The sequence below is a fragment of the Nostoc sp. genome (assembly GCF_036917415.1).
In the GTDB taxonomy this organism is placed as follows: domain Bacteria; phylum Cyanobacteriota; class Cyanobacteriia; order Cyanobacteriales; family Nostocaceae; genus Nostoc.
The window spans coordinates 18,424-42,286 of sequence record NZ_JBALDJ010000028.1; the positions used below are offsets into that span (position 1 = coordinate 18,424).

The window sequence follows — 23,863 nt, forward strand, 5'->3', positions numbered from 1 at the left end:
AAATTTACTTATTATGTTGATCAACTTAACTTAGTATAATTATTAAATGGGAAGTTTAATGATAAACTCTGAACCTTGCCCTATTGATGAATTTACCTCTAGAGTTCCTCCATGTTTTTCGACAACAATTTGACGGGCAATTGATAACCCTAATCCTGTACCTTGACCCACAGGCTTGGTGGTGAATAAATAGTCAAAGATTTTTTGTTGGACATTAGCCGACATTCCTATGCCATTATCTTTAATCCTAATCAAGATATAATTTTTATCTTCAGTGAGAGTAGTTTGAATCAAAATTTGATTAGGATTTGCTTCAATCTCCATATAGGTAAGTCCTACATTAGACTCCTCTAAAGCATCAATAGCATTAGCTAATAAATTCATAAATACCTGATTTAGTTGTCCGATAAAACATTCTAATTCTGGCAAGATATTGTAATCTCTAATTACTTGAATATCGGGTCGAGCTTCGGATGCTTTTAAACGGTGTTTGAGAATCATAATTGTACTATCTATGCCATCATGAATATTGCAATAAACTTTGCGATCGCTATCTGCTCGAGAAAAGGTTCTCAAGCTGGTACTAATGTTGCGAATGCGCTGAACTCCTTCTTTCATTGAGCAAATTAAATTAGGTAGATCGGCAAGTATATACTTCAAATCTATCGCTGCAATTTCCTCTTGAATTTCTGGAACTGGATTAGGATAGTGCTGCTGATAGAGGTCAATAATTTTAATTATGTCTTGGAAATATACTGAAGCGTGTCCAAGATTGCCATGAATGAAACCAACTGGATTATTAATTTCATGAGCAACTCCTGCTACTAATTGACCAAGGGCAGACATTTTTTCTGTCTGTACAAGCTGAAGTTGAGACTCTTGTAGGTCTTTTAATGCCCTAGATAATGCTGATGTCCTTTCTAAAACTCGTTTTTCTAAAGTTTTTGTGAGATTTCGTAATTGAAGATGGGTTTTAATTCTAGCTAATAATTCTTCTTCATGAAAGGGTTTTGTGATGTAATCAACTGCTCCTATGTTTAGACCCTTTACCTTACTATGAGTATCAGAATTGGCTGTCATAAAAATTACGGGAATATCACAAGTAGCTGAATTCTCTTTCAGTCTTTTACAAGTTTCAAATCCATCTATTCCTGGCATCATAACATCTAATAAAATTAAATCAGGAAGTTGAAACTCAACCTGCTTAAGTGCTCTTTCTCCATCATTTTCTGTGATAACTTTAAAGCCTACATTAGTTAATGTATTAAAGACAATTTCTAAATTAGTAGTAGTATCATCTACCACTAGGATTAAACTATCTTCTGGGGTATAAAGAATTTTCATATCTGGTTTTTCATTCATATATTTAAATTAATTTTATTTATTCATTGTTAGTTATTCCCTATTTGCCCTGCGATCGCAGCTAAGTCACCTCTACTTTATTGGCAGACTGACTGCAAATTTCTCGTCTGACAACCCTATAGTTCCCAAAAACTCTGATAACAGCAACATTTTCACACTAAATTGCCTACAACTTTGGGCTGGGGCGATCGCTAATGGACATCAATCACCAATTTTAATTTTCACCAAAGTTTAAAATCCTCTTTTATAAAGGCGATCGCTAGAAAATTACTTATTATTACTCTTGTTTTTTAGAAAATTAGCGCTAACTAAGAATAATATTTTTGATACCCTAAGTTAATCTTTTCAGTTAGTCAACAGTATTTATCATGAATATTTATAAAATTAACTATATTTTTTATCAAAATTTATAAAAAATATAGTTACAGAAAATTACGGTTAGTTTTTTCTTTTACATTCAATAATATTAGTTAAGTTTGAAAACACTTATATAGATTTACACACCACTACAGTGACGTAAATATAATTTACACACTGTATAACATATTGTGTTCTAGCGATCTGAGTTTTTTCAAAAAATTGTCATAGGCTCTCTTTGAGTCTCTTGATTTTGTTCTCCTGTAATTAATGTTCGTTACTTCTAACTAATATATTTTTATGAAGGAACTACTTTCCTCTGATTTATATTGCCCATTTTCATCCCATATCAATAAGCATGTTGATGTTTTAGAAGAATATGCTCTAGAATGGGTAACTCGTTTTAACCTACTGGCAAATCAATCAGTTTACCGACGTTTCATCAAGTCAAATTTTTTTAAGCTAGTAGCAGGTGCTTATCCTTACTGCGATCTAGAAAAAATCAAGATTGCCAGTGATTTGTTCAGTTGGCTATTTATTTGGGATGACCAATGTGATATGTCAGATTTAGGCCAACAACCTGAAGCACTCAAGCTTTTTCACCAAAGATTTATTGAAGTACTAAATGGAGCAGAACTTACAAGCAACGATATACACCTTAGCTATGCTTTAAGTGACCTACGACAACGGATGCTTCAGATAGGAAACATAGAATGGTTTCATCATTTTGTTTTTAGCTTTGAGGAATACTTCGCTGGATGTGTACAGGAAGCAAGTAACCGCGCACAGGAAATTATACCGGATATTGATACTTATATCAGAATACGGAACTTAAGTTCGGCTGGGGATCTTACTGTCGTATTGATTGAATTTTGCAATCAATTGCTGATTCCTGATATTTTACGACAGCACAAGATTTTCAAAAAACTCAAGGAGAAGACAATTAATATTCTTGCCTGGTGTAATGATATCTTCTCCTACTCTAGAGAAATGGCAAGTGGTGATGTTCACAATCTAGTATTAGTATTGCACTATCAACAGCAACTACCTCTAGAAATAGCGATTAAGTGTGCAGTCGACATCCACGATCGAGAAGTACGAGAACTGCTCGAATTAGAAGCATGTCTGCCATCTTTTGGAGAAGAAGTAGATGCTGAACTTGCAAAGTATATATCAGGAATGTATGCCTGGATACGCGGCAATCTCGATTGGTACTTTAATTCCGATCGCTATCAAACTATAGAAAGGCTGGAGTTAGTAGAAACGTTGGATCTGGATAAATCTCAAAGCAATATGCAACTACTTTCAAACATGAAAGTTTTACTACCATCATAAGGAAAACTATACTATCTCAGCGAATATTTTTCACGATGCTCCCAACGATTTTTATAAAGGGTGGTTAGGAGCATCTAGAATTTTACTGCTTCAAAGTTAATCAATATTACTCCATAACTAACAATACAAAAGTGTAGCCGTAGTCATATAGGTTAGGACATAATGACAAGCGTGAATGTCAGGAAGAGTAATGTTTTTACCTCCTGCCTCCTGCCTCCTGCCCCCTGCTATAACGCAATTTCAGTATGAAAAATCAAATGCAACTACCTAATCCACTAAAAACTCCCTCTTTAATCCAGAAAATCCAGTGGGTTGCAGACCCCGTTAGTTTTATGGAAAATGCAGTTCAGCAATATCCTGACATTTTTACTGCTGAGGTAATTGGTTTTGGGGAGACTGTGGTTTTCGTGAACCATCCTCAAGCAATTAAGGAAATTTTCACTAATGATCGGAAGAAGTTTCTATTCGTTGGTAAAGTGAACAGAATATTTGAACCCTTAGCCGGGGAATATTCACTCCTCATGCTGAACGGTGAACGCCATAAACGGCGGCGACAACTCACAATGCCTTCCTTTCATGGCGACAGAATGCGAGCCTACGGTTCTTTGATTTCTAATCTCACCGAACAAGTCTTTAGTCAGTTACCACTAAATCAGCCCTTCTTAGCTCGTACTGCAATGCAGGAAATTTCTTTGCAAATCATTTTACAAGCTATCTTTGGCTTGCATAAGGGAGCACGTTACGACCAAATCAAGCGTTTAATGGCGTTGCTTCTCGATCTCTTTAGCTCACCCTTTACTTCTAGCTTCCTTTTTTTCCCCTTCCTGCAACAAGATTTAGGAGCTTGGAGTCCTTGGGGATGGTTTCTACGTCAACGGCAACAAATTTATGAATTGCTTTACGCTGAAATTGCCCAACGCCGGGAAGAACCAAATCCAGATCGCATCGATATTTTATCCTTGCTGATGTTAGCGCGGGATGAAGCGGGTAATCCGATGACAGATCAAGAGTTGCGTGATGATTTGATGACACTGATGGTAGCAGGACATGAAACAGTGGCAACAGCACTGGCTTGGGGATTGTATTGGATTCATCATTTACCGAAAGTCCGAGAGAAATTGCTTCAAGAACTTGATTCTCTCGGTGATTCCCCAGATCCCATGAGCATTTTCCAACTACCTTATCTCACAGCTGTTTGTAATGAAACTTTGCGAATTCACCCGATCGCAATGTTCGCGTTCCCCAGGATAGTCCAAGAACCCTGTGAACTACTAGGACATCCTTTAGCTTCTGGAACGTTACTGGTTCCCAGTATTTATCTAACTCATCAGCGTGAGGATTTATATCCCCAGCCTCAGCAATTTAAACCAGAACGGTTTATAGAACACGAATTTTCTGCCTATGAATTCTTGCCCTTTGGTGGTGGAGTTCGTCGCTGTATGGGTGAAGCTTTGGCTATGTTTGAAATAAAGCTAGTATTAGCAAAAGTACTGTCAGGCTATCAACTTGCTCTAGCTGGTAAGCGGCCAGAGCATCCTCAACGTCGAGGTTTTGCACTTGCACCTGCTAATGGGGTGAAGATGGTAGTTACAGGACGATATGTGCGTGAAGAGCCTCAAGTGAATATGACAACTACACCCGTCTTTTAGTAATCTGTCAGAGCGATTTTAATGAATATTCTAAACGCAGCTTTTCACAAAAACTGCGTTTTTAGTACTCTTAGATTTGGACTTGGATCAATTACTCATCTAGCCCTCTAACTGTTGCATTGGTATCTCAATAGTAAACTCAGTCCCTTTTTCTGGTGTAGAATCACAGGTTAAACTACCTTTGTGTTTGTCCACGACAATCTGGTAGCTAATCGACAACCCTAAACCCGTACCACTTCCTACTGACTTGGTGGTAAAAAATGGGTCAAATATTTTCTGCTGCACAGCTTTTGTCATGCCAGAACCGTTATCAGTAATCCGAATTATCGCTGTATTGGAATCTGTTAGTTCAGTAAAAATGTGAATTTGTCCTACACGATGAGAAGTCGGTGACGTATCTATGTCATTTGTTAATTCTTCTCGATCGTTTACTAATAATGGACGATCTATGAGAAAGGACTCTTCTAAAGCATCAATTGCATTACTCAAGATATTCATAAATACCTGATTTAGTTGACCAGGGTAACAAATAACTTCCGGTAATTTTCCATATTTTTTGATGACTTCAATTTCTAGTAAATTGCTATTTGGTTTCAGTCGGTGCTGCAAAATCATTAAGGTATTGTCTATTCCCTCATGAACATCTACAGGCTTCATTTCAGCTTCATCTAGGCGAGAAAAATTGCGTAAGCCCAAAACAATATTTCGGATACGCGAACTCCCCATTTTCATTGAATCTAGAATCTTGGGCAAGTCTTCTGATAAAAAATCTATGTCAATCTCCTCAGATTTGTCTTCAACTAAAGGGGAAGGATGGGGATATTCTTGCTGATAAATAACTATCAAATCCAGCAATTCTTGGACATACTCACTAGCATGATTAATATTGCCATGAATAAAGTTAATAGGGTTATTTATTTCATGAGCAATTCCCGCCACCATTTGTCCCAAAGAAGACATTTTTTCACTTTGAATCAATTGGATTTGAGTACGTTGTAATTCTTGTATAGCTTGCTGTAAACAGTGATTTTTGTCGTTGAGTTCTTGGGTTCTTTCCTGAACTTTTCCCTCTAGAGTATGGTTGTATTCTTCCAAGCTTTCTTTAGCTTGTGCCAAATTTTTATAAAGAATAGCATTCTCTAGGGATATTGCAGCTTGAGTGGTGAGGAGTTTGAGGACTTCTACGCGATCGCGTGTAAATGCTCCTGTTGTCAGACGATTTTCTAGGTAAAGAATCCCAATCAATTTACCTTGATTTAGAAGTGGTATAGACAATAAGCTCTTAGGCTTTTCACTAATTATATAACCATCACCTGCTAAAAAAGAAACAGCTATTGGATCATCAATAACCAAGATTTCTCTAGAGCGTTTAACATAGTTAATCAAAGTAATGGGAACATCGTAGCTTGATTCAAGGCAAGTTGATGGAAACTCAGTGTAGGTATGCTCAAAATTTGAATTTGAACAAACTGCTGTGACAGTTAATGCTAAGTTGTCACCTTCACTCAAAATTAAAGCGCATTTAGAAGCTCCTGCATTCTCCATAACAACTTCCATTAAAGTAGAAAGTAGTCGCTCAAGCTCGATTTCCCCAGAAAGTGCTTGAGATGCTTTAATGAATGCGGCTAAATCCAGAGAATCAGAAATACTTGTCTTCGAGCCAATAACAGTTTGTTGATTACTTAGGGTAGATAAAGATGATATAGATATGCTATTGAAAGAAGCACTTTCTTCACTAGCAGGGATACTCAGTTTTTGTTGCTGGGATATAGGAGTGAGTAATTGGGGATAGCGTTTTGCCAAATCGTCAACTTTCGCTTTTGCTCCCCAATTAACATATCCATAGTAGGCATCAACTAAGTAGGTTTGGGCAATTTTCTGCTTGCCCCATTTTAGATAAAATTTAGCTGCAAGTTCCTGAGCTAAAGCTACTTCATTATTGTAGTCATGTTCTTGAGCTAGGGAAATAGCACGGTCGTATTCTTCCATTGCTTCAAAATATTTCCCTTCAACTCGATGCCTTTCTGCTTCTACCAAATAAAATTTATGCCAATTATTCATTGGGGCATGATATGCCCAATATTGCATCTTTTCCTGATTAGCTTGCACCCGATCGAGAATACGCTTTTGCTCTGAATCAGGTGCATCAGTGTACACCGCCAGTTTGGCTAGAGAATCGTAAAAATAGAAAACAGGAACAACTAGTTGTCCTGTACCACTATCTAAATACTTTTCAGCTAGGGTGGCATTTTCAGCTGCTTGAGGGAACTGCTGAAACAAGTAGCATAAATGTAGTTTCTGGAGATATAGATATAAAAGTCCGATTCCATCCTTGGCTTCCAAGTGAAGCGGCAACATTTTCTCCTCATCATAGGCTTCACCAATTAAACGACAAGGATCTTCTACAAACCCCAGTAAATTTAAGACACTTTGTTGATAGATGCAATTCCAGTTAAACGCTCTTTCTTGCTTGATTTGCTTCAGGGCATTGCTGTAGTTTGCTATCTCGCGTTCCAGCCCTGTCAGTTCTCTACCAATAGAATAACAACAGAAGGAATAAAACTGAAGAGCTAAGGCTGCAAATTCTAAATCTCCTGTTTCCATCGCCAGAGAGTAAGCCTCCAGTACAGGATTTAATGTTTCCTTAGGATGCTCCTTCCAATGGCGGATACCTGCATGAAATACCTCCATAACTTTTGCTTCAACTTCTTTAGCATTGTACTTAGCCACCAAACTTAAAGCCAGTTTGCCAAAATCATAGCCAGACTGAATATCTCCCTCGCTACAGAGAATTATTCCGTAAAGAACGTATGCAAAGGCGGACAAGGGGGCATTGCCATATTTGAGCGATAAGTTGATTTGTTTAAGAACAATCAATGAAAAAAGTTCAGGAGTAACTGCATAGGCGAAAAAAAGCGCATTCGATAGAATCCGCATAACTACCAATGTTTGTTCTGCCGTCATTTCTGGCAGACTAATTAAATCCTCAATCCGCTTTCCATTTAAATTTGATGTTAATTCAGCGATCGCTAGCTGAATATCTGACTGGCTGGGATTTTCAGGCAACTCAATTTCCAACAATTTTAGAACACTTAGTGCAGTCCTGACAGATTCTAGTGCTTGGTTCTGCGCTCCATAAGCTTTAATTTTGACTTCATAAACTTTTACTTTCTCCAGCAGTGTTTTCGCTCGCGCCAACACTACCTCTACTAATTGCTCCATTTGCCTAAAGTCGCCAGCTAGATACGCTGCCTCTGCTGCTGTCTCATACAAAGCTAGGATTAGTTGATATTTAGTCTCCCAACTATCACTTGCCAGCAGTTGGATGCCGATAGTTAAATACTTAACAGCAGCAAGATAAGCTGTTGATGCTAAAGCTTTACGTCCAGCAATTAGATTCATCTGGGCCAGTTCATCTCGTTTAGCTTGAGGGGAGATGAATTCTACTGCGATATTAAACTGATTGACAAGCTCAAAAATCTTTTCTTCCTGTTCTACAATAGGAATATTGTTCAATAAAAGTAGCCCGATTTTTAAGTGAATTGGCTTTTTTTGTTCTTCAGGAATTAAAGAATAAGCGGCTTGCTGCACTCGGTCATGGACAAATTTATACTTAGGTAGCTGTAAATTAGAATTTGAAAATTGTGTAGATTCTATTCCATAAACAATGAATTCTTGATTAGTATTATCTTTTGAAAAAATGTTGTAATTTTCAGTCTGTGGTAAAACTAGCCCATCAAGTAATGCTTGCCACAAGTCTGATGCTGTATCTACTACAGATTTTTCATTCACGATCGCCAGAGTTTTTAAGTCAAATTGATTCCCAATACAGGCAGCTAGTTTCAAAACTTTTTGGGTATATATTGGCAATTTTTCTATTTGCAGGGCGATAAATTCTACTACATCATCTGTGAGAGCTAAATCTTTGATTTTGGAAATATCATACTGCCAATGACCAGCATCAAAATTTAATACAATTAGCCCATCCTCATGTAAAGATTTAAGAAATTGAACAGAAAAGAAGGGGTTGCCTTTAGTTTTAGCAAACACCATCTGGGTGAGAGAAACAGCAACTAATTCAGAACAATGAAGTGTATCAGCAATTAGATGATTTAAATCACCCTGATTTAGAGGTGCTAAAGTAATTGTATTAATTATTGCTCCTGTTTTTTGAATCTCCTGTAGTGTCAAAGAAAGCGGATGTGCCTTGGAAACTTCATTATCTCGATAGGAACCAACTAATAAGAAACCTCCTTTGGTTTCACGCATCTGTTCTGTCTCTTCTGAAAAAGAAGACAATATGCTTTCACACATTAATAACTGAATTAATTTCAAGGAAGCCGTATCTGCCCATTGCAAGTCATCAAGAAAGATAACCAGGGGATGTTCTTTAGTTGTGAAGATTTGGATAAATTTTTGAAACAATAAATTGAAACGATTTTGGGCAGCACTGCCAGAGAGTTCAGTAACTGGAGGTTGCTTACCAATAATCTGTTCGAGTTCAGGAATGACATCAATAATCACCTGAGTTTGTGTACCCAATTCCCGCAGAATTTTGACTTTCCATTGTTGAATTTTGGCATCAGTTTCTGAGAGCAGTTGCCCGATTAAGTCTCGAAAGGCTTGCACTAATCCTGACAAAGGAATGTCACGTTGAAACTGGTCAAATTTGCCTTTAATGAAGTAACTACGCTGCCGCACAATAGGTTTGTGGACTTCATTGATCGCGGCAGTTTTGCCAATGCCAGAGAAACCTGCGACTAACATCATTTCTGTTGCCCCTTCTGTTACACGCTTAAAAGCAGCGAGTAGGGTTTCAACTTCACTTTGGCGACCGTAGAGTTTTTCGGGGATTATGAAACGGTCTGAGATGTCTCTCACACCGAGTTCAAAGGGTGCAATATTTCCTGTTTCTTGCCATTGGCTTTGGCACGTCTCCAAGTCATGCTTTAACCCCAAAGCACTCTGATAGCGGTCTTCGGCATTTTTTGCCATCAGTTTGCTGATAATGTCAGACAAAATTGGCACAATATTGGAGTTAATCCGACTGGCTCTTAGCGGTTGTTTGGCAATGTGTGAATAAACTAACTCTGTCGGATCTTTGCTGGTGAAGGGTAACTGTCCGGTGAGGAGCTGAAAGAAGGTGACACCGAGGGAATAAAAATCAGTGCGGTAGTCAATACCTCGGTTCATCCTTCCGGTTTGTTCTGGGGAAATGTAAGCCAGAGTACCTTCTAAAATGTTGGGATTCGTGAGAAATTGAATTTCTCTTGGCAGAAGGGTGGCAATACTAAAGTCGATGAGTTTGATTTCATTTGTGCTAGGGTTTATGAGGATGTTGGCAGGCTTGATGTCCTTGTGAATGATGCGATCGCGATGCAGTCTTTCCAGGGTAGAAGCAATTTTAATCGCAATGTGGAAAAACTCGTTCAGGGAAAGCCAGTTTTCCTTTTTTCCCTTGTTCTCTATTCGCCAGTTTTGGAGGGAAATACCGCCAAAATCTTCCATCACTAAGACATAGCTGTTACGGTAATTTTCTAAACTATAGGTTTTTACTATGCCAGGAAGATCAAGGTTTTTGGTGATGATATATTGATTTCGGAACTGAGCTATTTCCGCAAAGGTAGGATATTCATTCCGCATCAATTTGAGAACGACTGATTTTCGGTCTTCTTCTCTAATACCCCGATAAACCAGGGTTTTACTACCTGAGTAGATTTGTTCAGTAATGCGATAGCCAAGAAACGAATATAATGTATCCAATACTACTAACATTGCGGTCTATGCTCATAATTATTGTTTCTATGGCTTATTATTCCCGCGCAAAGACTATCCTTATCATGAAATAGGATTTTTTTGTTTAATTTGTATTAGAAAATATGACTTTTAATATATTTTTATTACTAAATATCTGAATTTTGAGCTGTAGCGTTTTCTCATCAAGTTAAGTAGATATCAAAACTTCAACCACAACCCCTCTTTGAACTTACGAACAGGAAAGATAAAGTACAGCTTTAGCGGGCTAAGGTAAAGCTGTACCTCACTAAATAATGATGATTTGTCAACATAAGTGTTTTTGAACTAACTATTTTTATCCGCTTTTAATCGGACACCAGTATAGATGGTGTATTTTTGGCTGCGATAATAATAACGAGCACAAATACTACTTGATTTTTTGTTTAATAAAAGTCACAACCTGAGTTAGCTGTTTCTTCAAACCATCAATTTCTGCTTGCATTTTCACAATTTTCTCATTCAATGCATTAATTTCTGCCTCGGAGACTCCTCCAGTACTGGGGGTTGCAACGCTAGGGGCTACTACCGTACCATTGGTGACACTAGAGGTTGCTACTGTGCCATTTTTGACAGCAACCGCTGCTCCGACTGCGACTAGTTCTGGGCGTGGCTGTTTCGCCTTAGCCATAGCTAACTTAATCGCGCCAATTAGTTGTTTCTGATCAAAAGGCTTGCCCAAAAATTCAAAATATTCAAATGGTTCTGTGATTTTCTCAGTCACCTCTTCCTTGCGACCTGACATGATCACTAAAGGAATTTTTCTTAATTCTGGGTGGGCTTGAACTTGCTGAAAAACTTCCCAGCCACTCATTTTAGGCAACAGGAAATCCAGCATAATCAGGCTGAGTTTTTCCTGAAGGATGAAATTTAGTCCTTCCACACCGTCTTTTGCTTCCAGTACCTCAAAATTGCCTGGAGGCAACATTTCTCGTACTTTTACCCTGACAACCGTAGTGTCATCGATAACTAAAATCTTGTTGCTTGCCACGACTGTTTGCTCTAACAGAAACTATAAGTGTAAATAGCGGCTTTGCCGATTGTCCTTGAGAATCCTCCCACTATATACATAATTTCTAGCAATTGGGGGATAGTATATTTCGGTATAAATGACATTGTTAGAAGTGTTTTGCAAAACTTTTGCTCGCGCTCTTTTCAATTTGTGTCATGGTGATATTTAATCGACAGACCACTACATCTATATCCGCATCTTGCTTGGATGTCTATGATTTCGTCACAACAAGCCGACCTAAAGTCTGAAATTACGGCAATGCCTAGCTGGCTACGTCGCCCGATTGGCAAAGCCAGTGAAATCTCTACCGTACAACGCATTATTAAGCAGCGCCAAATTCACACAATTTGCGAAGAAGGGCGCTGTCCCAACCGGGGAGAGTGCTATGCCCAAAAAACTGCAACTTTCTTACTAATGGGGCCTACCTGTACACGCTCTTGTGCTTTTTGTCAAGTAGATAAAGGTCATGCACCGATGCCTCTTGATTTAGATGAACCTCAAAAGGTAGCACAGGCGGTGCAGCTTTTGGGATTGCGTTATGTGGTGCTGACTTCTGTAGCCCGTGATGACTTGCCCGATCGGGGGGCAGGACATTTTGTGAAGACGATCACGACTATCCGCCAATTGAACCCAGAGACTCAAATAGAAGTGCTGACCCCAGATTTTTGGGGTGGTGCTGGTGTTGGGGAGTTAGGTCAACGCCAGCGGATAGCGATGATTGTCAAAGCCAAACCAGCTTGTTTAAATCACAATATCGAGACAGTGCAACGGTTAACTGGTCCAGTGCGCCGGGGAGCCAAGTACGATCGCTCGCTTTTGGTGCTGGCTATGGTTAAAGAAATCGATTCAACAATTCCCACCAAATCAGGTTTGATGCTGGGACACGGAGAAACACTTGATGAAGTCATTGAAGCAATGGCTGATTTAAGGACTGTGGGGTGCGATCGCTTGACTATTGGGCAGTATATGCGTCCTTCTCTAGAACATTTGCCAGTCCAAAAATATTGGACTCCAGAGGAATTCGATCAACTCGGCAGATTAGCATGGGAAATGGGATTCAACCATGTTCGTTCTGGGCCTCTGGTTCGCAGTTCCTATCATGCTGGAGAGGAGGGAGTAGGCAGTGAGGAGCAGGGAAAGCAGGGGGAGCAGGGGCAGGGGAAGTAGGGGGAGCAGGGGGAGCAGGGGGAGCAGGGGAGGATGAGGGAGACAAGGGGACAAGGGGGACAAGGGGGAATTATTGAACAAGTCTCTCCCTTGTCTCTTCTTCATGCCCAATGCCCTTCAGGAGTGCTGAGTGCTGAGTGCTGAGTGCTGAGTGGGGAATCTCACTTCTTTACTCAGCACTCGAAACTCGGAACTGTTTTGCCCAATGCCCAATGCCCAATGCCCAATTTCTAACTTCACACAAATATTCTTGAAGAATTTGAATATTTGGTACACCAGTTTGGTATTTCTTAAAAAGTCCTGACATTAGGAGAATCGCATTATGACCGCTAAAAACAAAGATTTACCAGTTGCCGACAGTGGAGCTAAACCTCCCTACGCCTATCGCACAGGCTGGGCACTGTTCTTGTTAGCTATCAATTTCCTGGTAGCAGCCTGGTATTTCCACATTATTGAATAATTAGAAGTGGAGTGGTGCTGCTCAAATCGTTCCTTTGAATAAACCTTTGGGACGAATGAGCAGCACCAAAATCATGATCGACAGTGCGACACCTTGTTTATACTGGGAACCCAGCCAAGGAGTGCTGATTTCCTGGACAATGCCAATGATAAAAGCTGCTGCGATCGCACCGTAGGGATTGCCAATCCCACCAAGAATTACTGAGGCAAACAATGGTAGTATTAAAAACCATCCCATATTTGGGCGCACGGCTGTAATTAACCCATACATACTGCCACCCAATGACGTAAGAGTGCCAGCTATTAGCCAAGTCCAAAAAATTACTCGGTCAACATTGATACCTGAAACCCTGGCTAAATCCAGATCGTCGGCAACTGCTCGCATCGCCTTACCAATTTTGGTATTTTGCAGCAGGTAATGCAGCGCCAAAATTGCTAGCACCGCCAACCCTAGTACCAATAATTGATTTTGCGGTATCTTTAAACCCAAAATATCTAAAGCCGGAGTAACAGGTAAATTATAATTTTGGTTCTTGCCACCCCAGATAAAAATAATCCCATTGCGAAGAAATAACGCAAGTCCGATAGAAATAATAATCAGCGTAGTGGAAGTAGCACGGATAGAGCGCATCTTTGACCACAGTAACTTTTCCGATAACAGCATTGCTACTACTGTTCCCGCCGCCGCCAGGATCATCGACAGCCAAATATTAACTCCAATGGTGTTTATCAGCCAAGTCAGATAGGCTCCTAAAGTGAGAAAGTCACCATGAGCAAAGTTAGATAGCCGTAAAATTCCATAAGTAAGAGTCAGTCCGACTGCGGCTAGAGCAATAATGCTCCCCACCGCAATCCCATTAACGATTAGTTGGGCGAATTGTGTATCCATAAGTCTTAAGTTGCGTTTAAAAAATTTTAGGTTAGTGGTTCATACAATAATTTTTTTTTGGACTAGCTGCTAAACTCGACATCATAAGTTATGGTTTATAACAACATAAGTTATCGTTTATAAATAAAAAAGAATTCTCGGCTAATATACATAAAATCCTTTTGGGATTTTTATGCGAAGCTAAACTTGTTCAGCGGTCTAGTTGACCATGCAGCAGTACTCAAGCTTACCAGACCAGAACTCACTGATAGATGCAACGCCAAAACTTTTGACAACAATTGAGCAACTTCGCGCGCAGCTGTGGCTAGAGAGCAGCTTAAACCAGTTGCAAAGTCGCCTTAATGATTGCTTGCTTTCTGCTTGTAACACTGTCCCACAGCCAGAAGCCGCACAAGCGGAAATTTTCCAAACCGTGGTTAACGAGATTAATAGTGCTGTTCACAGCACTAATCTGGCACTTACAGAATGTGCCATAGGCATCGCTATGTGTCAACCACAAGAAACTGTTGCCACAGTTTGTTGTATTTCTCGTTCTCCATCCCCAAATTCACAACCTTTATTTCTAGAAGTACTGACAGCAGAAAAAAAGCTGCTGTTGAGATTACAAGAGGTGATAGAATTTGAAGATTTGCAACAGCTTGAGAATCAACAACTACCAAGCGCTTGGCGGTTAGCTGATGATTCTGGCAGTGTTATGGGCTGGCTAATTATCGCCACAGCGCCCCTAAATTCTCATCATGAGTCGCTCATAGAATCACAAGCTCAACTCAGATCGCAATTGATGGCAAGGTCTGCGAAGTACTGTACTACAGCCTTGGTACAACTTAGACATATCCTATCTTGGCCGCAACGGTGTCAACAGTTAAGTAACTCTAATCAAGAATTGGAGCGCACTAATCAACTGAAAAATCAGTTTCTGGCAAACACCAGCCACGAAATTCGCACACCGCTTAGTTCCATTATTGGGTTTACCCATCTGCTTTTAGCCCCAGGGTACGAACCAACTAAAGAACGCCAGCTAGAGTATTTAAATATCATTCAGTCTAGCGGTAAACACTTACTAGCTCTGATTAATGATATTTTGGATCTCTCTAAAATTGAAGCAAATCAGCTAGAAGTACAGTGGGAAACAGTAGATGTGCCACTGTTGTGTAACAATGTTTTGGCACTAGTGAAAGAGAAAGCGGCTAATAAGGGCTTGAAACTGTGCCTAGAACTTGAACCCGATATTACAACTCTAGTAGCCGACCCCTTACGACTTAAGCAAATGTTGTTGAATTTAATCTTCAACGCCCTAAAGTTTACCACTAAAGGAAGTGTTGGCTTACGGGTTGCTTCCAAAGGTGTATTTGTGCATTTTACAGTTTGGGATACAGGCACTGGCATTTCCCAAGAAGACCAAGCTCAACTGTTTCAACCCTATTTCCAAATTGCCAAGGTCGTCGCTGATGGAGTTGAAGGTACTGGTTTAGGTTTAACAGTGACTCGGAAACTCGCCGAAATTCATGGTGGTTCTGTGAAAGTTGAATCTGAAATAGATCGCGGCTCCAGTTTTACCCTCCTACTTCCCCTAAAACAAGAGGTGCAAGTGGGGGGAAATGAGGAAAATGAGGGAGCAGGGGAAGATGAAGCAACAGAAAGAGCAAAATTTTCTTCATTTCTTCTGCCTTTGACACCTAGTTCTTCTGGAGAAATTTTGCTGGTAGAAAATGATTTACCCAATGCTGATTTGATACAAATTTATCTAAGTAAATTGGGATATCAGGTGACTTGGGTTAAGAATCCTGGTGAGATGTGGGAAGCTCTAACTGTGTTGGAGCCAGTAGTGATTTTAATGGATGTTTGTCTGGGAGATGGAAATGGTCTTAACTTGGTGCAACAATTACGAGAACATGGACAATATAAGACGATTCCGGTAATTGTTCAAACAGCAATGGCGATGAAAGGCGATCGCGAAATCTGTCTAGCAGCTGGAGTAAATGACTATATTTCTAAACCGATTGATTTACCGCTTTTAGCCAGTCTGGTGGCCAAGTACAGTCAAGCACCAACCTTGGTTGATGGGGAGTGGGAACTGGGGAGATGAGGAGAGTGAGGAGCAGGAAGCAGGGGGAAAATTCCTCTCCTCTGCACCTTTCCCCCTGCCCCTTGTCCTCTTCCCCAATGCCCCATAACTAATGACTACAATATAAATGATTGGGTGCTGTAGGGTTTTGGCAGGATTGGGAAATGATGCTGACAGAAAAATTTGAGCAATTAAAAGCCTTATTTAGAGAAATGGAGCAGGCGTTGATTGCCTACTCTGGGGGCGTTGATAGCACTTTGGTTGCCAAAATTGCTTATGATGTGTTGGGCGATCGCGCTTTGGCTGTCACAGCTGTTTCTCCTTCGCTGTTGCCAGAAGAGTTGGAAGATGCCAAAATTCAAGCTGCAACTATCGGGATTCCTCATAAAATCGTCCAGACTCACGAGATGGAAAATCCCAATTACACCTCTAACCCGGTTAACCGCTGTTATTTTTGCAAAAGTGAGTTGCACGACACTCTCAAACCTTTAGCTTTACAGTTGGGTTATCCCTATGTAGTAGATGGGGTGAATGCTGATGATTTGCATGATTATCGCCCAGGAATTCAGGCGGCTAAGGAAAGAGGGGCGCGATCGCCTTTAGCAGAAGTGGGTGTAACCAAAGTTGAAGTTCGCCAACTTTCGCAACAACTCGATTTACCTTGGTGGGATAAACCTGCCCAACCTTGTCTCAGTTCCCGGTTTCCTTACGGTGAAGAGATTACTGTGGCGAAGTTGCAACGAGTCGGCAGAGGAGAAATTTTCTTAAGAAAGCTAGGTTGGCAAAATTTGCGTGTGCGCTCCCAAGGGGATACAGCACGTATTGAATTACCACCAGAACAAATCAAAGAGTTTGTGTTAACTAACGATTTACAAACATTAGTTTCGGCATTTCAAGATTTTGGATTTATCTACGTAACCTTAGATTTAGAAGGTTATCGTAGCGGTAAGTTGAATCAGGTTTTAAATAGGGAAGCTTTGGGCGTTAAAGTATAGGATTTTAGTTCTATAAATATAGAGTTTATTTATCTTTTAGAGAAACTAGGAAGCAACCGTTAATCCTCCAGATATTATTGGGCTGTTTTTCCATAAAATATAAAGCCCTCAAGGGAACTCCATCAGGCGCAAGTAGCAGGACTGGTTGAGTTATATTTCCCTGGATGGTTGTTATTTTCTCAAAAAAGATAGAACGAGGACGATATACTGCTGGGTAGCTTGTCTTTACCATCTGCATAAAATTTTCTGGGGTTCCGAATTGCGCCTGAATCGCCGGACTAGCAAAGGCAAAAGCGCTTTGGGCATCATCTTTTTTAAAAGCTGCCAATTGGTATTCAATTACAGAACGTATGTTGATGGCATCGATATCAGGAACTTCCATAAATTTAAAAATTGTGTAGGCGCAGCCCGTCGTAGACATCGCTCCAAGTGTCGGCAAAGCGATCGCTCAATTCTGACGCTGAGTGAGCTTGTATTCTATCTGCTGTAATGCTGTTCGCCACACATCATATCCCTCTTGAGAAAGGTGCAACCCATCTGTGGTCAACTCTGGACGCAAATTGCCTTCCATATCCGTAAACCAGCTATAAATATTGAGATAATTAGCACCTTCTTGTTTGGCAATCACGGTTAGTTGAATGTTGATGTGACGAATGCGGCTATTGGAAATTTTTGGTAGACGAGTAGGCAAAATTGATTGGACAATGATTTGAGCTTGGGGGTGAGCCTGCCGTAAACGACGGACAATCCGGCGATAATTACGCAAAATTGTTTCATCACTAGCGCCTTTTCGTAAGTCGTTAATCCCAGCCATGATGTAAATTACATCTGGCCGCGTTGCCGAAAATGCTCCCAATCTTTTTAAAACGCCACTAGAAGTATCTCCAGATATGCCTTGATTCAGCCACAATTTACCAGCAGGCAGTTTTTCTCTGGGAAACCACATACTCAAAGAATCACCAACTAAAATACTTAGATGATTGGCTCCTTGACCTTGAGCGATCGCTCTAGCTTCTAAAGCTAATAAACTTTTCCAGTCGTCATAAGTTAGTTGACGTTTCTTGATCGACTCCCACAATGATTGCAAATTATCACTATCTATGCGTGTATAAATCTGACCTGTTTTCAAAGCTGCCAATCTTTGGTAGTAAAGTTGATTTCCAGATGTCAATAAGAGGCTAGTTGCTTGGGCGCTGGGGTTGAGTGATGACTCTGTTGATACTGGTAATGCCTGACTGCTGAATTCTGGTACGCTAGAGACGTTTTTCTCACCTACTATTGGCTGCGAACTTTTTAGGGGTTGGAACGCTTGACCGCTGAGTTCTGGTAAGGAGAGATCGACGCTATTGATAATTTTTGTACTGACTATTGTCTGCGAATCCTGTTTTAAATCCCACAGGAATCTAGAACTTTCTGGCAGGACAATTGACAGATGTGGAAGAGCCGATGCTGGTATTGCTAATCCTGTTAACAAGCCTGCTGCCAACAGATAAGGGTCCCTCATCGCTTTCTCTCTCCTCTACTCACTGCTTTTCCATATCACGGCATTAGTTGCCTGTATTCAGGAAAATTTTACTTAGGTTAAGTTATTATTCTTATTTACGCTGTATAGTTCTGTAAAGCGTGTTCATGAGATTATATTTGACAATTTACGATCTCTTTAAAGTACGGTTTTCTCGGTGGTATACAAGTCTTATTTGTGCGAATACTTCTACTGAAAGCACTGTTTTCATCAGCCGACCACTTTTCATAACTCAGTTGTCACAAATATTGGAAGTATTTGTCAACTTGACGATTAGTAAGTGATTTATGAGGATCTCAGGACAGAGGTTTTTGTTTTTGATATTGTTAGTATGTGAAATAACCATCAGATTTTAGGTTTCTAGATTTTAGTCAATTGTTGCGATCGCATGAGAGTTTGCTAGACCGAGAACGCTACGGTAATACTTCGACAGTTTTCACTTTTTCATGTGAAATTAAGCAGTGCAAATACACCATTTATTAAAGATGTGATTAGTTCAGATTAAAGTTTTGAGAACTAGCACAAGTGAAAGCATGGTCACTAAAATAAGTTTCTGACCATTTTGGGATAATTTGCGACAACAGTTGACTTTACTACTATATACAAATTAGCTCGTACCTTTAATGTGACGATTGAGGACTTAGTGGAAATTATGGAGAAATAGGCAAAAGTTTAACTGTTGAGAATATTGATATCATACGATGATGTGTCCTCAATGAGCAAGTATCAGGTTTGCCATACTGAAAATTTGAGAATTCCCTATACATAATTTTAAATTTATGTTTACTCATTGAAGTATGAGTTGAAACACACTTAAATTAAGTTTTAACTCTAGAGAATAACCTCATTGAAAGTGCTAAGATTTAGGCTGAATCATTAGTGTTTCCTTTTCTTCTGTGGCTAGAGCTAGTACAGCGATTGGTGTCAGTCCCATTATTAAAGAGATTGTGCAAAAACAGGCACATTCCACACGTTTGACCCTGAAAGAAGTTATTCTGATGGGGATGTTAGCTATTGATAAACTAGATGATCGAGGTCGTCAAGAGCTAGCCGATCAAGTTCATCAAATGCAGGTAAATGGAGAGATTTAATTGAGTAGTTATGAGTTATGAGTTATGAGTTATAAATTTTAACTTCTCACTCTTGACTCTTTACTTAATTTGGTTATTGGCTAAATCGATAACGACTTCCCATTACATAATTTTCATTAATTTTAAAAGATATCCATTGGCGTTGCAGAGTTTCAGCAACAAAGCCCGTTGTATTAGAACCTGCGAATGGATCTAAAACCATATCACCTTCATCAGTTAAGAATTTGATGAAGAACTCGGCGAACCCTTGAGGAAAACGTGCTGGATGGGGTGTAATTTCTGCTATTTTGCAGCGTCGTAAATAAGTGCTATTAGATTCAGTATTAGCAATTTCTAGTAAATTCAGCAAAATTGCACCTTGGTATCTTTTTGAAATTTATCAGAAATATCATGTCCACTAGGACGTATTTTTGCTTTATAGCCATTTTTGAGTAATTGTTTCATACTTTGGCTATAGGGCTTTAAAACTTTTCTGTTATCTGCTTTAGGATTGGGTATTTTAGATAACCACCAAACTGTATTTACTGAGTCTTTCACACGAATCCGTTTGATTGTTACCCACTCAGCAGGGGTTGGTAGCCGAGCCGGATTATAGTGGTAAAATTCTTGAGCGAGAAAGAAACCTACTTCTTTGCATAATCTTACTAAAAGTTCGTATTGGTAGATACTCCGCACCGGATTACCAGGTAAGTAAGCACCACCTAAATCTAGTACGAATGAGCCATTATCTGCCAATACTCTTTTAAATTCGGATGCAAAAGGTAGGAACCACTCAATATATTTTTCAGCAGTTTCGTTACCGTATTCTTTTTTTCGGGTGAGTGCGAATGGAGGTGAGGTGATAATTAAATTAATACTATTATCATCAATGAATTTAATAAGTTTAAGGTTATCACCTAAATATGCTGCTCCGTTCTGCTGAGTATAAGAAGGATTAAAAATTATTTCTTTTGGTGGCGTTATTGGTTCTTCTTGCAAGATTTATAAAATTACCTTGTTTTTTCTAGTTATAACTTGTTTTGATATTGTCTGGATATTTTATTTTAAAAGTGACATCATCGCCTATAGTGCCTATCCATAAAACTAAACCAGGGCGTAGCTTTGTTCCACTCAAGTCTGTAAATAGAAATGCAACCAAGACGATATCACCTTTTTGCAGAGACATTAGATAGGTTCTCCGTCGTCAAGTGAGTATATATCTGGTTCATTTTCAAGAAAGTTAAAGGTTTCTCCAGTCTGGGCAAGTAGCATTAAATCACGAGTTGAAGGCTCTGATGAATCGAAAAATAGTTTTTCTTCCAAAAGCGATCGCTCCTCATCAGAGATAGATAGGATAACTTGCAATAGTGATTCAACAAGTTTAGTGTTCATTTCGTATTTCGGTTTGTTTTACATACATTTTTTCTATTAATTCCTTTTCGTTTTTTCCTCTTGGTATCTGTATTAGACACAACGGCATACCCAGTTCTTGTTCATCTTCTTCATCAAGTGATTCAAATTGTGTATATTCATCCTCCATTAAGGAGTAACGTGCTTCTTCTTCATTAGAAAATGTATACTTAGAACCATCACAATCTAATATTTCAGCAGAAAAATCATCATAAACTTTTAACCTTGCCCAATTTAATTTAGGAAAACTACACCACATCAGCCACCAATTTTCTTTGAGAATAGGTTTTTCTTGGAATTGCATTTTATTTCCATTTATTTTTATAGTATCTTCAACTTTTCTTACTGTAATTTTAAACTTCACTAATTTCACAAAAAATCCCCCACCTTGCGGCAGGGGATTTTTATTACTTATCTACAAAACTAGCAGCCGAATTAACCGAACTTACCAGCAGTAGAAGCAATCAAGAATGCAGCGTAAGTTACGATGTAGCCAACAGTGAAGTGAGCTAGACCAACTACACGAGCTTGAACGATGGACAGAGCCACGGGCTTGTCTTTCCAGCGAACTAGGTTAGCTAGAGGAGTGCGTTCGTGTGCCCAAACAAGGGTTTCAATCAACTCTTGCCAGTAACCTCTCCAGGAGATTAAGAACATGAAACCAGTAGCCCAAACTAAGTGTCCAAACAGGAACATCCAAGCCCAGACAGACAGGTTATTCACGCCGTAGGGGTTGTAACCGTTAATCAACTGAGCAGAGTTAGCCCAGAGGTAATCGCGGAACCAGCCCATGAGGTATGTAGAGTTCTCATTGAACTGAGCTACGTTGCCTTGCCAAATACCTAGATGCTTCCAATGCCAGTAGAACGTAACCCAACCAAGGGTGTTGAGCATCCAGAATGTAGCGAGGTAGAAGGAATCCCATGCTGAGATGTCGCAAGTACCGCCACGACCTGGACCGTCGCAAGGGAAGGCATAGCCAAAGTCCTTTTTATCGGGCATCAGCTTAGAACCACGGGCATCCAAAGCACCTTTGACCAAAATCAAGGTGGTGGTGTGCAGACCTAAGGCGATCGCATGGTGTACCAAGAAGTCGCCAGGGCCAATTGTCAAGAACAGGGAGTTAGTACCAGCATTGATGGCATCTAACCAGCCTGGCAACCAAACGTTAGCGTAGTTGGGCCATGCTGTGTAAGCAATACTATCTGGATTAGATAGCAAAGCATCTAAACCGTACAGTACTTTACCGTTAGCAGCTTGGACGAACTGAGCAAACACTGGCTCAATCAGGATTTGCTTCTCAGGAGTACCGAAAGCAACTACTACGTCGTTGTGTACGTACAAACCAAGGGTGTGGAAGCCCAAGAAAAGGGATACCCAGCTAAGGTGGGAAATAATCGCTTCTTTGTGCTTCAACACGCGCTCAAGGACGTTGCCCTTATTTTGCTCTGGATCGTAATCACGTACCCAGAATATTGCTCCGTGGGCAAAAGCACCAAGCATCAGGAATCCAGCAATATACTGGTGATGCGTGTACAACGCTGCCTGGGTTGTGTAGTCCTTTGCAATAAATGCGTAGGAAGGCATGGAGTACATGTGCTGCGCTACCAGGGAAGTAACAACACCTAACGCTGCTAAGTGCCATCCCAATTGGAAGTGCAGGGAGTTGTTGTAGGTGTCGTAAATACCTTGGTGAGGTAGGTTAAACGGCCCTTCAACAGGAATACCAAAGAAATTCTTGGCATTCAAGGCTTCCTTGAGACTGTGACCAATCCCAAAGTTTGTCCGGTACATATGACCAGCGACAATAAATAGGACTGCGATCGCTAGGTGGTGATGAGCTATGTCAGTCAGCCACAAAGCTTCTGTCTGAGGATGGAAGCCACCCAAGAAACTCAGAATTGCAGTTCCTGCACCTTGCGATGTCCCGAAGATATGTCCAGGAGTGTCAGGGTTTTGAGAGTAAACACCCCAGTTACCTGTAAAGAAGGGTGTCAAACCGGCTGGGTGGGGTGGGGTATTTAAGAAGTTATCCCAACCTACGTGCTGACCACGAGATTCGGGGACAGCAACGTGAATTAAGTGACCAGCCCAAGCCAAAGAACTAACACCAAACAAACCTGCTAAGTGGTGGTTTAGGCGATGTTCAGCGCTCTTAAACCATGCCAAGCTAGGACGGAACTTGGGTTGCAAGTGTAGCCAACCAGCGAATAACAGTACAGCTGCGAATAACAGCAAGAACACTGAACCGTTATAGAGTTCGCCGTTCGTCCGCATTCCGATGGTATACCACCAATGGTAGAGACCAGAGTAGGTAATGTTTACCGGATTGCTAGCGCCAGCTTGGGTAAAAGCTTCGATCGCTGGTTTACCGAAGTGGGGGTCCCAAATCGCGTGGGCGATGGGACGGATGTGAAGGGGATCTTTAATCCACTGTTCAAAGTTACCTTGCCAGGCTACGTGGAACAGGAGGCTGGATGCCCACAGGAAGATGATTGCCAAGTGACCGAAGTGAGTTGCGAAAATCTTTTGGTAAAGATTTTCTTCCGTCATGCCATCATGGGTTTCAAAGTCGTTGCCTGTAGCGATCGCATACCATATCCGACGAGTCGTCGGGTCCTGTGCGAGATCCTGGCTAAATTTGGGAAATTTTGTCGCCATAGGTTTAATAAATCCTCTGACCTTTAGCCATCAAGTATCAGCCTCTAGAGTCCTGAGTTTTGAGTTCTAAGTTCCGAGTTTTTATCTCAGCACTCAGCACTCAGCACTCAGCACTCC

The 23,863-nt window shown here is 40.3% G+C and carries 18 protein-coding genes and 2 pseudogenes; 8 read left to right on the forward strand and 12 right to left on the reverse strand.

Annotated features, from left to right (window positions below; genetic code table 11):
- Positions 1-42: 42 nt before the first annotated feature.
- A complete protein-coding gene (locus V7K41_RS05235) occupies positions 43-1,362 on the reverse strand; it encodes a hybrid sensor histidine kinase/response regulator (RefSeq protein WP_334846149.1) in 1,320 nt (439 codons plus the stop codon).
- A gap of 657 nt (positions 1,363-2,019) precedes the next feature.
- On the opposite strand from V7K41_RS05235, the gene V7K41_RS05240 reads away from it, so the two are divergent.
- The gene (locus tag V7K41_RS05240) at positions 2,020-3,054 is read left to right on the forward strand and encodes a terpene synthase family protein (RefSeq protein WP_334846151.1); all 1,035 of its coding nucleotides are present in this window, start codon (positions 2,020-2,022) and stop codon (positions 3,052-3,054) included.
- 257 nt (positions 3,055-3,311) lie between these two features.
- Positions 3,312-4,703 carry a cytochrome P450 gene (locus V7K41_RS05245; RefSeq protein ID WP_334846274.1) on the forward strand — a complete coding sequence of 464 codons (1,392 nt, stop codon included), beginning with the start codon at positions 3,312-3,314 and terminating at the stop codon, positions 4,701-4,703.
- Between the two features lie 99 nt (positions 4,704-4,802).
- Here the strand turns inward: V7K41_RS05245 and V7K41_RS05250 are convergent, their stop codons facing one another.
- Both V7K41_RS05250 and V7K41_RS05255 read right to left on the reverse strand, forming a co-directional pair.
- On the reverse strand, positions 4,803-10,478 hold the full coding sequence (locus tag V7K41_RS05250; protein ID WP_334846152.1) for an ATP-binding sensor histidine kinase: 5,676 nt from the start codon (positions 10,476-10,478) through the stop codon (positions 4,803-4,805).
- A 388-nt stretch (positions 10,479-10,866) separates the two neighbouring features.
- Complete coding sequence (locus tag V7K41_RS05255; protein WP_334846154.1) at positions 10,867-11,487, reverse strand: response regulator; 621 nt, start codon at positions 11,485-11,487, stop codon at positions 10,867-10,869.
- Between the two features lie 234 nt (positions 11,488-11,721).
- Between V7K41_RS05255 and lipA the strand changes: the two genes are divergently transcribed.
- On the forward strand, positions 11,722-12,675 hold the full coding sequence (gene lipA / locus V7K41_RS05260; RefSeq protein WP_334846275.1) for a lipoyl synthase: 954 nt from the start codon (positions 11,722-11,724) through the stop codon (positions 12,673-12,675).
- Between the two features lie 169 nt (positions 12,676-12,844).
- Here the strand turns inward: lipA and V7K41_RS05265 are convergent, their stop codons facing one another.
- On the reverse strand, positions 12,845-12,982 hold the full coding sequence (locus V7K41_RS05265) for a hypothetical protein (protein ID WP_334846156.1): 138 nt from the start codon (positions 12,980-12,982) through the stop codon (positions 12,845-12,847).
- Positions 12,983-12,997: 15 nt separating this feature from the next.
- Here V7K41_RS05265 and V7K41_RS05270 point away from each other — a divergent pair, with 15 nt between their 5' ends.
- The gene (locus tag V7K41_RS05270) at positions 12,998-13,135 is read left to right on the forward strand and encodes a photosystem I protein PsaX (RefSeq protein ID WP_322649390.1); all 138 of its coding nucleotides are present in this window, start codon (positions 12,998-13,000) and stop codon (positions 13,133-13,135) included.
- A gap of 21 nt (positions 13,136-13,156) precedes the next feature.
- Here the strand turns inward: V7K41_RS05270 and V7K41_RS05275 are convergent, their stop codons facing one another.
- Positions 13,157-14,023, reverse strand: a complete 867-nt coding sequence (locus tag V7K41_RS05275; RefSeq protein WP_334846159.1) for a branched-chain amino acid ABC transporter permease — start codon at positions 14,021-14,023, stop codon at positions 13,157-13,159.
- 208 nt (positions 14,024-14,231) lie between these two features.
- Between V7K41_RS05275 and hrmK the strand changes: the two genes are divergently transcribed.
- Both hrmK and larE read left to right on the forward strand, forming a co-directional pair.
- Positions 14,232-16,109, forward strand: a complete 1,878-nt coding sequence (gene hrmK / locus V7K41_RS05280) for a hybrid histidine kinase/response regulator HrmK (RefSeq protein WP_334846160.1) — start codon at positions 14,232-14,234, stop codon at positions 16,107-16,109.
- Positions 16,110-16,255: 146 nt separating this feature from the next.
- Complete coding sequence (gene larE / locus V7K41_RS05285; protein WP_334846277.1) at positions 16,256-17,083, forward strand: ATP-dependent sacrificial sulfur transferase LarE; 828 nt, start codon at positions 16,256-16,258, stop codon at positions 17,081-17,083.
- Between the two features lie 25 nt (positions 17,084-17,108).
- Here larE and V7K41_RS05290 read toward each other — a convergent pair whose 3' ends face one another.
- Together V7K41_RS05290 and V7K41_RS05295 are read right to left on the reverse strand one after the other, a co-directional pair.
- Positions 17,109-17,465, reverse strand: a complete 357-nt coding sequence (locus tag V7K41_RS05290) for a DUF4864 domain-containing protein (RefSeq protein WP_334846279.1) — start codon at positions 17,463-17,465, stop codon at positions 17,109-17,111.
- A 66-nt stretch (positions 17,466-17,531) separates the two neighbouring features.
- Positions 17,532-18,587, reverse strand: a complete 1,056-nt coding sequence (locus V7K41_RS05295; RefSeq protein WP_334846162.1) for an SGNH/GDSL hydrolase family protein — start codon at positions 18,585-18,587, stop codon at positions 17,532-17,534.
- A 604-nt stretch (positions 18,588-19,191) separates the two neighbouring features.
- Here V7K41_RS05295 and V7K41_RS05300 point away from each other — a divergent pair.
- Both V7K41_RS05300 and V7K41_RS05305 read left to right on the forward strand, forming a co-directional pair.
- Positions 19,192-19,269 (forward strand): annotated as a pseudogene (locus V7K41_RS05300) (helix-turn-helix domain-containing protein); the annotation flags it as partial.
- Positions 19,270-19,501: 232 nt separating this feature from the next.
- Positions 19,502-19,696: a hypothetical protein gene (locus V7K41_RS05305; RefSeq protein ID WP_292740248.1), complete on the forward strand. Its 195-nt coding sequence runs from the start codon at positions 19,502-19,504 to the stop codon at positions 19,694-19,696.
- A 73-nt stretch (positions 19,697-19,769) separates the two neighbouring features.
- Here the strand turns inward: V7K41_RS05305 and V7K41_RS05310 are convergent.
- The 5 genes and pseudogenes from V7K41_RS05310 to psaB all read right to left on the reverse strand — a co-directional run bounded on the left by V7K41_RS05310 (position 19,770) and on the right by psaB (position 23,746).
- Positions 19,770-20,674: pseudogene (locus V7K41_RS05310) on the reverse strand (DNA-methyltransferase).
- Between the two features lie 25 nt (positions 20,675-20,699).
- Positions 20,700-20,861, reverse strand: coding sequence for a hypothetical protein (locus V7K41_RS05315; protein ID WP_334846164.1), 162 nt, complete (start codon positions 20,859-20,861; stop codon positions 20,700-20,702).
- Positions 20,861-21,067, reverse strand: a complete 207-nt coding sequence (locus tag V7K41_RS05320) for a hypothetical protein (RefSeq protein ID WP_334846165.1) — start codon at positions 21,065-21,067, stop codon at positions 20,861-20,863. The genes V7K41_RS05315 and V7K41_RS05320 overlap by 1 nt, the downstream gene beginning before the upstream one ends.
- A complete protein-coding gene (locus tag V7K41_RS05325; protein WP_334846167.1) occupies positions 21,057-21,458 on the reverse strand; it encodes a hypothetical protein in 402 nt (133 codons plus the stop codon). Before V7K41_RS05325 ends, V7K41_RS05320 begins: the two co-directional genes overlap by 11 nt.
- 62 nt (positions 21,459-21,520) lie before the next feature.
- Positions 21,521-23,746, reverse strand: coding sequence for a photosystem I core protein PsaB (gene psaB, locus V7K41_RS05330; protein WP_334846169.1), 2,226 nt, complete (start codon positions 23,744-23,746; stop codon positions 21,521-21,523).
- Positions 23,747-23,863: the final 117 nt, after the last annotated feature.